The sequence below is a fragment of the Ferrimicrobium acidiphilum DSM 19497 genome (assembly GCF_000949255.1).
Classification (GTDB): domain Bacteria; phylum Actinomycetota; class Acidimicrobiia; order Acidimicrobiales; family Acidimicrobiaceae; genus Ferrimicrobium; species Ferrimicrobium acidiphilum.
On sequence record NZ_JXUW01000014.1, the window covers coordinates 59,379 to 74,115 of the forward strand.

The 14,737-nt window shown below is 54.7% G+C and carries 12 protein-coding genes and 1 pseudogene; 5 read left to right on the forward strand and 8 right to left on the reverse strand.

What is annotated here, in order from left to right:
• Positions 1-109 precede the first annotated feature (109 nt).
• The 4 genes from rlmN to FEAC_RS08035 form a co-directional block, all read right to left on the reverse strand.
• Entirely contained in the window at positions 110-1,168 is a 1,059-nt protein-coding gene (rlmN, locus tag FEAC_RS08020) for a dual-specificity RNA methyltransferase RlmN (protein ID WP_081901071.1), read from the reverse strand.
• An 89-nt stretch (positions 1,169-1,257) separates the two neighbouring features.
• Positions 1,258-2,283 (reverse strand): ABC transporter substrate-binding protein, encoded by a 1,026-nt coding sequence (locus FEAC_RS08025; protein ID WP_035389302.1) that lies wholly within the window; start codon positions 2,281-2,283, stop codon positions 1,258-1,260.
• Positions 2,284-2,431: 148 nt separating this feature from the next.
• On the reverse strand, positions 2,432-3,265 hold the full coding sequence (locus tag FEAC_RS08030) for an ABC transporter permease (protein ID WP_035389303.1): 834 nt from the start codon (positions 3,263-3,265) through the stop codon (positions 2,432-2,434).
• Positions 3,262-4,035, reverse strand: coding sequence for an ABC transporter ATP-binding protein (locus tag FEAC_RS08035; RefSeq protein WP_035389305.1), 774 nt, complete (start codon positions 4,033-4,035; stop codon positions 3,262-3,264). The genes FEAC_RS08030 and FEAC_RS08035 overlap by 4 nt, the downstream gene beginning before the upstream one ends.
• A gap of 435 nt (positions 4,036-4,470) precedes the next feature.
• Between FEAC_RS08035 and FEAC_RS08040 the strand changes: the two genes are divergently transcribed.
• Positions 4,471-4,935 carry a hypothetical protein gene (locus FEAC_RS08040; RefSeq protein ID WP_035389307.1) on the forward strand — a complete coding sequence of 155 codons (465 nt, stop codon included), beginning with the start codon at positions 4,471-4,473 and terminating at the stop codon, positions 4,933-4,935.
• A 199-nt stretch (positions 4,936-5,134) separates the two neighbouring features.
• Positions 5,135-5,374 carry a MoaD/ThiS family protein gene (locus tag FEAC_RS08045; RefSeq protein WP_035389309.1) on the forward strand — a complete coding sequence of 80 codons (240 nt, stop codon included), beginning with the start codon at positions 5,135-5,137 and terminating at the stop codon, positions 5,372-5,374.
• A gap of 383 nt (positions 5,375-5,757) precedes the next feature.
• On the opposite strand, the gene glnII is transcribed toward FEAC_RS08045, so the two are convergent.
• On the reverse strand, positions 5,758-6,801 hold the full coding sequence (gene glnII / locus FEAC_RS08050) for a glutamine synthetase GlnII (RefSeq protein ID WP_052566059.1): 1,044 nt from the start codon (positions 6,799-6,801) through the stop codon (positions 5,758-5,760).
• 623 nt (positions 6,802-7,424) lie between these two features.
• Between glnII and FEAC_RS08060 the strand changes: the two genes are divergently transcribed.
• Positions 7,425-8,444: a GDSL-type esterase/lipase family protein gene (locus FEAC_RS08060; protein ID WP_052566060.1), complete on the forward strand. Its 1,020-nt coding sequence runs from the start codon at positions 7,425-7,427 to the stop codon at positions 8,442-8,444.
• 249 nt (positions 8,445-8,693) lie between these two features.
• Here FEAC_RS08060 and FEAC_RS08065 read toward each other — a convergent pair whose 3' ends face one another.
• The gene (locus FEAC_RS08065; protein WP_035389319.1) at positions 8,694-9,803 is read right to left on the reverse strand and encodes a hypothetical protein; all 1,110 of its coding nucleotides are present in this window, start codon (positions 9,801-9,803) and stop codon (positions 8,694-8,696) included.
• Between the two features lie 482 nt (positions 9,804-10,285).
• On the opposite strand from FEAC_RS08065, the gene FEAC_RS08070 reads away from it, so the two are divergent.
• Positions 10,286-11,707, forward strand: coding sequence for an APC family permease (locus FEAC_RS08070; RefSeq protein WP_052566061.1), 1,422 nt, complete (start codon positions 10,286-10,288; stop codon positions 11,705-11,707).
• Between the two features lie 301 nt (positions 11,708-12,008).
• Positions 12,009-13,205, forward strand: a complete 1,197-nt coding sequence (gene mftD / locus FEAC_RS08075; RefSeq protein WP_035389321.1) for a pre-mycofactocin synthase MftD — start codon at positions 12,009-12,011, stop codon at positions 13,203-13,205.
• A 96-nt stretch (positions 13,206-13,301) separates the two neighbouring features.
• Here mftD and FEAC_RS08080 read toward each other — a convergent pair whose 3' ends face one another.
• Complete coding sequence (locus tag FEAC_RS08080) at positions 13,302-14,186, reverse strand: DMT family transporter (RefSeq protein ID WP_081901073.1); 885 nt, start codon at positions 14,184-14,186, stop codon at positions 13,302-13,304.
• Between the two features lie 214 nt (positions 14,187-14,400).
• Positions 14,401-14,737 (reverse strand): annotated as a pseudogene (locus FEAC_RS15550) (DoxX family protein); the annotation flags it as partial.

Here is a 14,737-nt window from a genome sequence, read left to right on the forward strand (position 1 = left end):
GATCTCCTTCCGCTGGACTGTTGCAAGGCGTAGTGCCTGTTCGTATTGATCCTCATGTGGTCAGACTTTCTGAAACCAGAGGGTCGCTTCCCAACTTGTCGAAGAGTGGCTACGACCTTCGAATGGCAAGGCTCGAACTTCGTCTAGCTTGGCCAACTGCTTGCTCTGTACGCATCGCTAGTTGTCCACATGCTGCATCGATGGTCTGACCTCGCGTGGAACGCACGGTGCACCGCACTTCGTTGGCTTGAAGACCTCGTTGAAAGGCGAGCACTCGCTCTCGAGTGCTTCCTCGAACTAGGTAGCCGGGCGTGGGGTTGAGTGGAATGAGATTCACATGAGCCCTGAGACGGCGTGCGATCGCGCTGAGTTCGTCAAGAGCATCCGGTGTGTCGTTGAAGCCGTCGATCATCGCCCACTCCAGACTGACTAAGCGAGAGGTGGCTGCGGTCCATCGCTCACAACTAGCAACAATCTGCTCAATCGCATAGCGCCGGTTCAGCGGGATGATCTCTGAACGGTCGTGATCATTGGCCGCATGCAGTGAGACAGCAAGTGTGAGCGCGAGACCCTCTTTGGCCAGACGTTCAATACCGGGAACGACTCCAACGGTCGAAATAGTGATCCGGCGTGGCGAGATTCCGAAGCGTTCAACGATGATACGGATCGCAGCCACCACCGCCCGATAGTTAGCAAGTGGCTCTCCCATCCCCATGAGAACGATGTTGGAGAGTCGGCGTGGAAGCGCAGCCTGCTTGGCTCGATAGACCTGCTCAATGATCTCCGCGGTCGTGAGTTGACGCCCAAAACCTCCTTGGCCAGTCGCGCAGAAACTACAGGCCATAGCGCAGCCAGCCTGTGTTGAAATGCAGACGGTCGCTCGCCGAGGGTACTCCATGAGCACGGTTTCGATTCGATGCCCTCCATCGATCTCATAGAGCCATTTGCGTGTGGTCATGTCATCGCTCAAGGTCACGCTGAGCTCGTTCAGGCCGAGAGGATAGTCGGTATCGAGTTGGGCACGCAACCGAAGGGGGAGGTTGGTGATCGCTGAGACCGGCAGAGCCTTCTGGAATAGCCCCTCGAAGAGCTGGTCGGCCCGATAGCGTGCGCCAAGGACCTCCTCAGCTACTGCATGGTCGAGGTCGAAGAGTGAAGGCACATCCATAAGGCTAGTCAGTGGGAACGACCTTTAACGTGATCGCGGAGGGTGACTCAAAGGTTCTTGATCATCCTCTATTGTTTCGTCGTTGATAGTTAACCCGCCTGGACCTTATTGGCAAAGCTGGCATCGATATAGGCTGAGCTACTCAGTGGGTGGTGATAATCTACGAGGCCATTAGCCAGATAGACCTGTTGCATTGCACTCAAAGTCGAGGTTGGCGGCGCTAGGTTTGGGGCGTAGATGCTTGGCGGCTCCGACTTGAGTATGCTGATGGATTCGCCGGTTGCCTTTGCAATGATAGCAAGATTGGCAGAGCTCGTCTGGGCAGATCCTTGCAGGTCTTGAGCGCCTTTGGCTAGAGCATCAAAAAAGTGTTGAGCTGCCGGCGTTTTGGCAAAGGAACCACCGTAGATGACTCCAACCACGGCAGCGTTGACTGGCGCTGGCGAGACAAGAGTTCCATCCTTTGCGGCCAAAATCGCGGAGAGGAATGGGGCTGATGGATATGCTGCGGCGACGGAATGGTTGGCGAGCGCTGACTGCATCTCCGGGAACCCGAGGTTGACTACGTTCACATCAGCAAGCGTCAAGTGGTAAGGCTTTAACGCCTCTGCGAGCAGGTAGCCGCCTGCCGCACCAGAGCCGCCGTCAATAGCAATTTTGGCTCCGCGTAGGTCCGAGGCGGTCAACGTCTTGCCTTTGGGGATGACTCCGTTGGCGACTACAAGACCATTGGCTGCTGCACCTGCGGCTTCAGCCGCCATTGAGCCGACGACCTTGAAGTTCAAGCCTTGCTTAATTGCGTCAAACATACCCGCCGAGAACCCACCAAGGACAACTTGGACGCGATTGGTAGCTGCGAGGGCGGTAGCACTCTGGCCAGATGAGACTACCGTCAGGTGGACGTTGATGTGTTCTTTGGCGAAATAGCCCTTTGCCATGGCGATATAGAGCGGGTCAAATAGCGGAATGGGCACATATGCGACGGTTACGTTGGTCGTAACCGGGCTGGCAGTAGTGCTAGTGCTTGTGCTGGAGCTCGTGCTCCCACAGGCGGCGAGCACCCCTGACGCCCCAAGGGCGATTAATGCTGTAGTTAACCGATGTGTTCGACGCATTGGATCCGATCCTTCTTGCTGTTTATTGAGGGTCTGCGAAGGTGCCGGATTGGCTCGCAGCGCTCGTTTTGGCGATTGTTTCAGGGGAGTATAGCAACCAACTGACCTGCTGGCTGCTTATTGAACACCGTCGTTAAAGCGATTGTCGCTAGTCGTGGGAGCTGCGCCTAGACCAGGGCATGACCTTGCGTGCTATAAGTTCAATAATGCCGGTCAATACGACTCCAACGAGTGCGATGGTTATGAGTCCTACGTACATCTGGTTGGGTTCGAAGAGCTGCCAGGAATTCCAAACGAGGTATCCGAGTCCGCTGTTAGCGGCTACGAATTCAGTGGCGGTAACTACCACAAGTGCCAACGCTGCAGCTACTCGGAGACCGGTGAAGACGGCAGGAAGACTTCCAGGGATGAGTACATGCCAGAACAGTCGTCTCCCCTTGGCGCCATAAGCTCGCCCGGCCTCCAGCAGTTGCGGATCGATGGAACGCACGCCAGCCATGGCGTTGATCTCGAGTACAAAGAAGGAGACGGCAGCTACCGTCAAGATCTTTGGAGTCTCGCCAATCCCGAAAATAACAAGGAGTAGTGGCAGTACGGCGATCTGAGGCACGGCATATAAGGCGGCAAAAAGTGGTGAAAAGGCAGCTCGCAAAGTGCGAAATATGCCTAGTACTATTCCGACAACGATACCCAGAGCGCCTCCGGTGACGAAGCCGACGATCAGACGGAGAGAGGTGATGCCGAGATCATGTGTAAGGACGCCATTTTTAACAAGCGTGATCGCGGTGGAAAAAATGGTGCTTGGTGGCGTGAAGATCTTGGCGTCGATGAGGTTGGTAGAGCTGGCGAGCTGCCATAGAAGGAGGAGTGCGATCGGCGTTGCGACCCCTAGAGCGAGATCGCGATGTCGGAGCCGCCTGCTCCGTAGCGCGCTCCGATCAAGTTCTTGGTTGATGGGGTTGTTTGGGATAGAGATGGTCAACGAGACTCCATTGACGCCATCACCTCGTCATGAAGGTCATTGAGTATCGCATCTTTGAGGGCGACAAAACGTGGATCAGTCATGTTGTGCAAGCTACGCGGTCGCTCTAGTGGGACGTCGAGATTTGCCTTGATCCGCCCTGGCCGCCGACTCATCACTGAGACTCGGTCGCCGAGAAGGATGGCTTCGTCGATGGAGTGTGTAACTAGGAGCACTGTCTTGCGAGTCTCCTCCCATAGCCGGAGTAGATCCTCCTGGATGAGGAGTCTGGTCTGTTCATCGAGTGCTCCCATCGGCTCGTCCATGAGAAGTATGTCGGGTTCAGTGACAAAAGCTCGAGCTATGGAGAGGCGTTGGCGCATTCCGCCCGAGAGCGCATTCGGGAATGCTTTTTCGAATCCCGCAAGGCCAACCCGCTCAATCCAGATTTGAGAGCGTTGTTTCCGCTCCTCTGGTTCGACTCCAGCCATCTTGAGTCCAAAGGCGACGTTGTCAAGCACGGTTAGCCACGGGAAGAGCGCATGATCCTGAAAGACAAAGGAGATTCGAGCTGATCCAGCGTGTTCGACCGACCCTTGGCTCGGAGTTTCGATGCCACCGATGATCCTCAAGAGCGTCGACTTCCCACAACCCGATGGGCCGATAAGCGATGTGAAAGAGCCCCTTGCCAGGGAAAGGTTAACCTCCTCGAGGGCGAGCACCCCACGTCCATTGGTGGTAAATACCTTGGTAACCGCGCTGGCACGTATGAGCCAATCGTCTTCCGCCACGCATCTATCCTCTCCGAAAGATTGTGATGCAGCCTAGCGACCGCCCCTGCTGTCTAGCACCACTTATGTTTTGGTCCAATCTGCTCCACCAGAGGGCTTCTCGATTGGGTGTGGGTCGGTGTCTGTCACTTCGTCTCCATATCCACGTTGCTGGGCTGGCGAAGGTGACCATGCCTGACATGACACACCTACGAGTGGCCATTTCTATGGGCGTAGGCTGTATGGGCATAGATACGACGAATTTGCCTCGTGACGCCCGAGCTATCCCTTATTGCGGTCGTGATCACGTTGTTGGCTGTACATGCCCTTCGCTCGTTCGAACTCATCGCCGACAGATATGCGTTGACCGACTCCGATTAGTTTCCCTCCAAAGAGGGTCCTGGCTATACTGAGGGCTAGAGCGTCACGTGCGTCGAGGCGGGAGATGGTCAAATCATGCTGATCACGTTGGAAGATAGATTGCTAGACATCTCCTCTCATCTGCCAAAGCTTCCTGATAGAGTCGTCGGTCGTCTTACGAAGTCGGCGTGGATGATAGCACTGGTAGTCGGGATTCTAGTCCTGTTAGATGCTTTTGATATTGTGAGTGCTGCGACAGCTTTTGGCGGGTCGTGCACCGGGATTCTGCTTGGCTGTGTTGGTGGATCAGCGTTGTCGAGTTTTTATGTGGCTGCAGCACTCACGGCGATCTATGGGATCATCTATCTCTGGGGCGTTCAGCCGCTTCGGGAGCTACGGTATCGAGGTTGGCGTATCGTCTTTACTGGGACGCTGATTCAACTCGTGGTTGGCGTCGTCTTAACCTTCTTTTTCGGGTTGAATGGTATAGCACTCGTGCTGATCGAGGTCGCTGTCGGCTGGTACCTTCTGTTTTCTATTCGCTCCTCATTCGTCTACTGACATCATTTGACGGCGATCACGAGCTCATTGCTCTGAGGATCTCATGCTTGCGCTAGGATGCCATTGATGATCGATGAGGGTGAGCAGCAGCATGTTAGGGAAACCCTGTCTGAAGTTGAGGGTACTTTGAGATCTCTTCACCGCGCTTTCGACGTATTGACCGCAGAGATTGGTGCATTGTTAGATCGCCAGGGCGACAGTGCTGGTTAGGTTTTTCGGGACCGCCAAGGCACTAGCTGGGGCCGACAGCATTGAGCTAGCAGTCGAGGGCGGCACCCTCGCACAGTTGATCGAGCGATTGGGTGAGCAGTGCGGCCCAGAGATGAAAGCACTACTCCCGTTTTGTCGGTTTGCTAATGGCTCAGAGGTCCTTGATCTGAGTAGTGCTGTGCCCAGGGCTGGAGAACTTGTTGTACTGCCCCCGGTCTCGGGTGGGTGAGGTCTTGGAATCCGATCGCCGTTTGATGGTTGCGTGACCAATTGGACACGCGATTGTGAGGCGCATCATGAGCTTGCACGATCACGCGGATTGGGTTTTGACGATGGGGTCGTGGTGATAGACGACCACCAAGAAGAACCCACTTTAAACTTTGCTGCCGGGATTTCTGTATTTGAGCGTCGATGATCGTTCATAAGGCGGAAGTTGTTGGCAGGGTATGCGGATGGTGCTACTGGCTAGGTGTTCGTCTATAGCTCTTGTGGTCGTTGGATTCGATGACCACAGACAGAACTGCTCTCACCGAGGTGAGAGCAGTTCTGTCTTGAATATATGCCCCAAATAGAGCTATTGATCCTAAGCCAAAGACGGACGGATCTGAACCATTAGATAGCGTCGGCCAGATTGGATGAGGTCTCGGATGTATGAGCTCCCTCTGCGTCCGAGCAGACCGTGTCGATCATGAGGCGACAGACTACGTAGGGATCCATGTTGGCATTCGGGCGTCGATCCTCAAGCCACCCCTTTCCAGCCTTCGCGGCCACCCACGGAATACGGATGGAGGCACCGCGGTTCGAAACGCCGTAACTGAACTCGTCATAGCGAGCCGTCTCGTGCTTGCCGGTGAGTCTACGCTCGATCCCGTCTCCGTAATTAGCAATATGCTCCTCAACTTTGCGTCCCAGAGCCTCGCACCCGGCGATGATCGGATCGAATCCATTGCGCATCGCTAGGGTCGAGAAGTTAGTATGAGCACCAGCACCGTTCCAATCGCCGGCGACGGGCTTCGCATCCCACCTCACCTCGACATCGAAGTCCTCGGCAATTCGCATCAGGAGCCACCGGGCTACCCAAAGCTCATCACCGATCTCTGGCGGTGCGAGTGTCCCGATCTGGAACTCCCATTGCGCCATCATGACCTCGGCGTTCGTGCCTTCAATATGCAGGCCAGCCTCCATGCATGCGATTGTGTGCGCCTCCACGATGTCGCGACCAACGATCTTTTGGCCACCTACGCCGCAGTAGTACTCTCCCTGTGGAGACGGAAATCCGTTCACAGGCCATCCGAGTGGTCGTCCATCCTTAAAGAAGGTGTACTCTTGCTCGATGCCGAACATCGGCTCCTGATCGGCAAAGCGTTCAGCGGTTTCAACGCATGACGAGCGCGTGTTAGTTGGATGTGGGGTGAAATCGGTTAGCAGGACCTCGCAGAGGACGAGCACATTGTCTCCACCACGGATCGGATCCTGGCACTGGAATACTGGCTGCAAGACGCAGTCAGAGTCGTCACCTGGTGCCTGGTTGGTACTCGAGCCGTCGAACCCCCAGATGTCAGGAGCCTTGCCATCCTGGATGATGCGCGTCTTGTTGCGCATCAAAGGAGTCGGTTTTGTTCCGTCGATCCAGATATATTCAGCCTGGTAACTCATGGTATATTCGCTTTCGGTTTCAGGTGTGACCGACCTCTATGCTGGTGAGCCAGCCGCACTCCAATTGCTACTCCTTTAAGGGTAAGCGATCGAACCGGCGAGTTTGGGGCCTAATGTTAACTCCTTGTAACGATACTGTCAGGTCCACCATACTGAGTATCGGTGAAGCGATCGACTGTTGGAGTATTTTCCTCTGGCTGAGCCACTCGGATGTAGAAGTTGAAACTCAGAACGTCGTCTGGGTCACAGTGAGTGTTCGTCGGTCTGAGCCACCCGAGATCAGTCGTTGTAAGCCAGCCAGAGTCGGACGACGTTTGCACGCGATCTGGATTCGCGACGACAAAGTCGCGCCGGCATCCTCCGGAGCAGGGATGGAGCAATTCCTTTGCCTGTTGACTCTCCACTGCGGTATGGGATGAGTTGTCGACAAGTGCGAAGCATGTAACACAACCGGTGAGAAACCCATGAAAATTTGCGCTCAACCGGTTGTACGCACTGTTAACCGGGGTTTGGGGTTCCCTCAGTTTGAAGGCGTATCGTAGAGGGTGGTGACAGAAAGAAGTTGGTGTCAGGGTGTTCTCGAAAAAACTCTCGGTCAGTTTTGACATCATGGACCTCTTTGTATGATGACCTTAAAAGCCCGTCTCCGTTCCTATCTCGGGACGATCGTGATCGTACTGCTGATTCAGGTGGTTGTGATTGTCGTTCCGGAGGCAGCTGGAGCGACAACCCCTCCTCTACGCGGTACGTATCTTGCGCTTGGTGACTCAATTGCTTTCGGATACGTCCCGGTGCAGGCGCTTCCGACCTATCCGAGTACTTCGTGGTATAACGACCCCGCTCATTTTCGGAGCTACGCGAATGATGTAGCTAGCGCATTGCATCTCCAACTCGTGAACGCCTCCTGTCCCGGTGAGACGACTGCATCGATGATTGATCCACGTGCTCCGAGTAATCGGTGCGAGAATTACATGGGTCATGGAGGGGGGTATCGGCGCTTTTGGCCGCTTCATGTCCGCTACTCAGGCTCTCAGCTGGGCTTTGCCGTGAACTATCTTAGATCGCATCCCCAAACTAAACTCGTCTCGATCGATATCGGTGCTAACGATCTTCGGCTCTGTCAGCTCACTACAAAGGCGCAGTGTCGTAGTGCCAGTGAGAAAGAGCGTCTCGATGCATCATTGCGGAAGAATCTCGGTGTCATCTTTCATGCCATTCGGATCAAAGCCAGGTATCGGGGGCCTATCGTTGCACTCGAGTATTATCCGCTCTTGATCGATGGCCGCCTTGCCGTGCACAGTACCGAAGAGATCAACGCTGTTATTCGTCGAGCTACGTTAGCTGCTAGGGGTTCGACCGCAGACGGATTCGGGGCTTTTGTCTCGGCTGCGGCGCCATACGGCGGTGATCAATGTGCGGCTGGACTTCAGATTCGCTATCGCACCAACAGTTCGGGTGGTCGCTTCATATGTAATATGCACCCTTCTCCTCTTGGAGATCGAGTGATAGCCAAGACCATTCTTGCGGCTCTTCATCAACGCCACGTCACTGATCGAAGGCTTGCGTCCCAGGAGAGTGTTGTGAACGCCTTGAACGGAAAGATTCCAGCTCCTCAGGTACGTACGACGCAAGGGTTGTTGTGAGGTCGACGTCTTGTAACGATCGGACGGCGAGGTGAGGGACTGAGGGTGGGGCCAATACCTCACTGCACTGGGGCCAAATGGGTCGATTGTTTTCAGGCTCAGCTGCCTCTGTGAGATACTCGGTACTCTTCCTACAGAAATTCGCCGAAGAAGAACGGTAAAAGTTTGACGAGACCTAGGACCTGGGGGCCACTCCTGAACAGTCGGAATCCGAAGCCGCACGAAGTCATAGATTGCCATGCGACCTCTCTACATCAACGGAGGGAGATCGTTCGGTAGTTGTGCTATTGGAACGGGACTGTTAGCTACCACCGGGTGCAGACTGCCGATATGTTTCGTCATCCAAGCAGCCAGAGCAGCATGTTGATTATGGATACCCTTTAGTGCGTACTGGTCTCCGGCAATCTTATTTCTCAACTCTGTGGTTGTAAGCGAATCTCGGAGAAGATGGACGGCTCCCGGAGAGATAAAGCTCTGTGTCGCAGTTTCACCATTAGGCAGCGACAGCGGTGGTGAACCCGCTGCCAAGTAACCATGGTAGTTTTTCTGTGCCTGTTGGAGTGCAGTGGAATACGGTACCATTTGATTAGTCGTCGCCGCGTACTGCAAGAGCATCACATTAAGCGTTGCGCTGGCAACGGCCTGTAATAAATAGGACCTTGAAGACTGTTCGATTGACTTGGCGACAGTCGTCTCAATCGTCGACACACTCATCGACGGCGATGTCCTGAGCTCTTGACCAAAACGACTAAGCAGACCGTTCATTTCGAAGCCACGCATCATTTGCCCGATACCTAATGCGGAATCCGTATATTTCCCGTCGCGGACGGTAATACCTCGGGCAGTCATTAGGGCGACATCGGCAGATAGTGATGGCAACTTCGCCTCGGCCTCCCGGACTACAGCACCGGCCTCACCAAACGGAACCGAAGAGGCTGGCTGCGTTGGCGAGACGACGCTCGACGCACGGTGGCTATGGGTAGCTGCTTGTGGTCGAACCGTGCCGTCGGTAAATCCGACGTAGGTGGCCAGTGCGCCCACGATTACGCAGGTGCCCACAGCCAGGACAGCTACTCGCGAACGCGACCAACGTGCATCACGACCTGGGTCCTTGCTCATGTTTACCTCAAAAAGTAATAGTGGATACGTCGATATTGTAATTGACCTAATGTTACCAACATCCGATAACCCAATGGTCCCATCACCTGCGCCGGCGTCAAAGCTCCATTCAGCAAGAGAGGTACGGAACTCAGTTCCTCCAACGTTTGGATCTGAAAATATATGTCCATTCGTATTGTAGATAGATTGAGACTGCTCGTCCAACCAGTAGCGATGGATAATCGACCGAAACGACTTCAAGTGGAGACTCCAGCCGCTGTTTACCCAAGGCTTCGATGTTGCAGTAGCTGAGAGAGCAAGGCCAACCTTTGCCTGAGTGCAATGCAAGGCTTGCTACTCGACCACCGTGTCCTTCACTAAGGATAGAGAGGTTTGTCGAGAATTTGAGTGTGCTCTGATTGTTAAGGCAGCGTCTTCGGCGTGGCGTAGAACAGGTTTTGTAGTGTACTTGACAGCCATAGGGCGCTCAACTACACTGACCATGAGTCAGTGGCTAAACATAACTAGTTAAGCAACCATTAATTTTCAACTTTGCACCAGTTGCGTGCATCGTTGGGTTGGCGTCTGCAAAGCGGTCCGATCAGAGCCGGATCATACTGGGGACGCCATCTCTGGAGTCTGGATCTTCCAAGAATATTGGAGGACGAGTAGCGGTTAACGGATACGACTTCCGTCTACTAGGTGTATAGTGGGTGCCTTCAGGGGTAACGAAGGGGTTTGTAATGACCGAAGATATAAGGCCAACGGTCAAGTCGACTAGGTTGCGACAGAACTCGTTGAGTACGATGGACATCCTTGGCGTATCGCTCGCAGATACCGCTCCCGCAATGAGTTTTTTCTTTTCGTTCGCTGCGATAGCCGCAGCTGCAGGAGTTGCGAGCCCATTGGCGATTATTGTTGCCGCGGTGGCAGTGTTGCTCAAGTTGAACAGCTTGACTGAGTTCACTAAAGTTACGCCGAGCTCGGGATCATATGTGTCCTATATTGGTAAAGCCTTCGGGGCGATCCCCGGCGTGATGACGGCGTGGGCATTGTCGGTCGGCTACATCATCGCTGTTGGCTACGTTATGGCTATCATGGGTGGCTGGACAAGTCTGATCCTGTCGAAGTATGTTCATATCTCGGTGCCATGGGAACCAATCACGATCGTCTTCGTGGCTCTCGTCAGTTTTCTGGTCTATCGGGGCGTGAAGATAAGCGCGCGATGGGCGACGATTGCGTTCGTGTTCGAGCTGTTGTTGATCATCATCAGCATGGTCGCAATCGTGATCACTAACTCATCACATATCAACTTCGCGAGTTTTGAGCCGAGTTTGGTCAGTCGAGGCATATCTGGGATGGGACTCGCTTTCCCGCTCGCGGTCTTCTTGTTCATTGGCGTCGGTAACCCTGGCGCGATGGTAGAGGAGACTCGGAATGCTAGGCGTTCGGTCCCACGGGCTATATATATCGCCACGATATCTGTCGCAATCATCTATGTGTTGATGGCATGGACGACCTCTATTGCGTTCCATAACAACGCTTCGACGATCGGCGGGCTTTCGGCTCCGTTTGTTACCGCTGCCGATAAAGCGCTTGGCCCGGTCTCGGTATTGGTTTATCTCGCTGGTCTTACGAGTACCTTCTCCTCGTTGATAGGTGCCACCACTGCACAGACTCGGATCATTTTTAGTGCTGGCCGGGAGAAGCTACTGCCGAGCGTGCTTGGGAAACTGAGTGATCGCTATGGCACCCCGGTCATCTCTCTCATCGCCTACTCGGTGATCGCGTTGATCATCACCCTTCTCTGGGCGAGCCATGGCAACCCACTCAACATAGCGGGCGACATCGCAACGCTTGGTACGATTCCGATCATTCTCGTCTACCTGGCGCTAAACCTTGCGTTGCCGGTCTACTTCTTTCGCGAACACCGGGATAAGTTCTCGATACTGCGCCACCTGATAATACCTATTCTTGGCGTGGCTGCGCTGGTGCTACCGCTATGGGGGATGATCAAGCCGGGACAACCCTATCCGTTTAACGTATTTCCGTGGATCGTGCTTGCACTCTTGGTTGTGAGTTTCGTCTTTGGTGTGGTGCGGAGTCGTCAGATTCCTGACTTGGGGCAGAAGATTGGGAGCGTGCTCGCCGACGATTTTGAGTAGCCTGAGTGCTGAGCTACCTAGCGAGATCTAGTCGAGGCCAATTCCGTGAGGCTTAGTTGAATGGCATCTCCTTATCTGGTACAGACGGAGTTAGGTGTCATCCCGAGAGAGGCTTGGTTTGTGGTGTGTCGTTCCATCACCTATGTATCTGATGGCTGCATCCATGAGAGTTGCCGCGATACTTGGTAAGGGGAATGTCATGCGATGGATTTATGGCTTACGGCTGAGCCGGTCTTCCAAGACGCCAGCTGACGTGCGTTCACACCAAAACGGGTGATAGCGTCGACTGTGGAGGTGGGAGTTGTCGAGCACTCGTACATGGTTTGAATCGGTCGCCGAGGCAGAGCGTCGTGCTCAGCGCGCGTTACCACCGTCGGTTTTTGCGGCCATTAGGGCTGGTGCTGAGAGTGGGGTCACCTTGTCGGAGAACGTTTTGGCGTTCTCGCAGCTACAGCTCTTGCCGACGGTGGCTGATTTGCCGTCTGATCGCGAACTGGCGACGACGGTTATGGGGATGCCAGTAAGCCTTCCGGTGCTACTGTCCCCGACGGGTGTCCAGGCGGTGCATCCTGATGGAGAGTTGGCAGTAGCTCGTGCTGCGAAGGAGGCGGATACCATAATGGGGGTCTCCGCCTTTGCGTCCTCGCCGGTTGAGGCTATTGCCCAGGTGACTAGCAAGTTTTTTTATCAGACGTACTGGACGGGTACCCGGGAGATGCTGGCCCATCGACTTGAGCGCGCACGAGCGGCTGGTGCCTGCGGACTAATCCTGACCCTTGACTGGTGTTTTGACTTTCGACGTGATTGGGGTAGCCCGTGGATTCCCCAACACCTAGACGCGAGAGCGATCTTTAGATACTTGCCCGAGCTTGTTAGGCGACCGGAGTATGTACGGCGGTATCTAGCGACCGGAGGTCCTCCCGACCTTGGGGTGCCTAACATGGCTGATCTTCGTGGAGAGGTTCCTGGATTTTTCACTGCGTTCGAGGAATGGATGCGCACACCACCTCCAACTTGGGAAGACATTGCCTGGCTTCGGGCACAATGGGGTGGTGCGTTCATGATCAAGGGGATCACGCGCGTAGACGATGCACGCAAGGCAAAGGCCTTAGGTGTAACTGCGATCTCGGTATCCAATCACGGTGGCAATAATCTCGACTCAACTCCAGCCACGATACGTTGCCTACCCGCCATAGTGGATGCGGTCGGCGATGACGTCGAGATTCTCTTGGATGGGGGTATCCGAAGAGGTTCTGACGTCGTCAAGGCGTTGGCACTCGGAGCTCGAGCAGTAATGATCGGCCGTCCCTATCTTTGGGGACTCGCCGCAAGTGGCAGCCTTGGAGTCACCAATGTGCTCGAGATTCTACGGGCGGGGGTTTCAGAGACTTTGTACGCCTTGGGCAAGCGGTCGATTATGGAGCTTGAGCGGACTGACGTGTTGGTGCCAGATGGTTTTGTCATTCGCTCCGACTGCGACAATGGACGAGGTCGATGACAGGAGGGTTGGGTGACTGGGTTGATCCTTCAGCGTCGCAACCTATGACAGACGGGTGAATATCATTGCGAGTCGGTATCGCTCGCGATACCGACGTCACTCCAGAGCCAGAAACTTCGGAGTGCGCTGCACAAACCAGGCTCCAACAAGGATGAGCGCTGCTCCAATCGGCTGGTACCAAATCAGTCGCTCTTGGAGTACTAACACTCCTGCGACTGTCGAAAAGATCGGCATGATTAGGGGTGCGAGCGACGCCCCCAGCGCCCCGACTCGATGGATAAGCGAGTAGCTCAAAACATAGGCAAAACCAGTTCCCATCACTCCTAATAGGAGTACTGCGACGATAGATCGTGGGTTGACGGCTTGAGCACCATGCCAAAAAAGCGGTAAGACGACGAAGGCTTCCAAGGTAGCCATCAGAAGCTGGCCTCCGGCGAGTCCGAGGCGGGTTTCGTCGGTCATGGTGATCGTCTTGCGAACGAAGACGAAACCGACCCCATAGAAGGCGGCGGCTAAGAGACAGGCTCCGCTACCGAGCAGCGATCCAGATGCGATATTGCCCCCGATCCCAACGACGATCAGGACGCCAATGAAGCCCAACACAAGACCGAGTATGCGTCTCGAGGAGGAGTGTTCGATACCGGCCGCGATCGCCACAGGGAAGGTGATGAGTGGCGTCATCGCGTTCAGGAGGCCAGCCAGGATCGCGCTGATATGCGTCTCTCCGTAAGCGAAGAGAATATAAGGTATTGTGTTTGATATGGCTGCAGCGACTGCTAGCTTCCACCAAACTTCGAAGCTGTGAGGAGATGGGAGTTTTTTGGCGCGGACGACCACAAAGATGACGATTGACCCGAGGAGGGTTCGCAGGAGCGCTAATTCCAGAGGTGAGAAGCTTTCGATGCCAACTTTTATGAAAATGAAGGAACAGCCCCAGATCAGCGACAGGGAAAGAAGGGTGAGCATAGCCCTTTTGTTCATGGCGTGATACTTCGTGGCTTGTTGGCTAGTTTTCTCTTCATAGGATCGGCGTTATCCTAGTTCCCACTACGGCTTTCACACATCAGAGTCGCTGCTCACATGGGGTAGGAGCCATTGTGGTGCTATCCTTCGCAGGAATCGGTATGTAGCAAGACACCACCCACACCACCTCTGCTCCTGAAGGAGCCTGGGTGGTGCGGGTGGTGCGGGTGGATTAGCGGTTGGTTGACTCCTGCGCGCGTGGTTCAGATGGAGAGGTGGTGCGGTGCTGCCATGGAGTTCCAAGTCTCCCGAGTAGGTAGCGATCTAGCCCCAGCCATCCAGCGTTCCTCCATGCCAGTACCAACCCGATGCCAAGGATGATAAAGACTGGGTTCGTAGAGATCGCACCGGAGAACACGTAGCTGAAGTTGAGTGCCAGTCCAAAGAAGGCGGCAATAGCAGTGAAGGCTCCAAGGACTAACAGGATCCCAATCGCAAACTCAGCAACGGCGTCCATACGAGCAACAAGCAGGTAGTGAGGAAGTACACCGTGACGGAGGATCGCTACC

What these genes read in the sequence shown, in the direction of transcription:
- FEAC_RS08040 (WP_035389307.1), top strand. Translation starts at nt 4,471, where the DNA reads ATGCTGATCACGTTGGAAGATAGATTGCTAGACATCTCCTCTCATCTG.
- FEAC_RS08080 (WP_081901073.1), bottom strand. Translation starts at nt 14,186, where the DNA reads ATGAACAAAAGGGCTATGCTCACCCTTCTTTCCCTGTCGCTGATCTGG.
- glnII (WP_052566059.1), bottom strand. Translation starts at nt 6,801, where the DNA reads ATGAGTTACCAGGCTGAATATATCTGGATCGACGGAACAAAACCGACT.
- FEAC_RS08025 (WP_035389302.1), bottom strand. Translation starts at nt 2,283, where the DNA reads ATGCGTCGAACACATCGGTTAACTACAGCATTAATCGCCCTTGGGGCG.
- FEAC_RS08070 (WP_052566061.1), top strand. Translation starts at nt 10,286, where the DNA reads ATGACCGAAGATATAAGGCCAACGGTCAAGTCGACTAGGTTGCGACAG.
- FEAC_RS08060 (WP_052566060.1), top strand. Translation starts at nt 7,425, where the DNA reads ATGATGACCTTAAAAGCCCGTCTCCGTTCCTATCTCGGGACGATCGTG.
- rlmN (WP_081901071.1), bottom strand. Translation starts at nt 1,168, where the DNA reads ATGGATGTGCCTTCACTCTTCGACCTCGACCATGCAGTAGCTGAGGAG.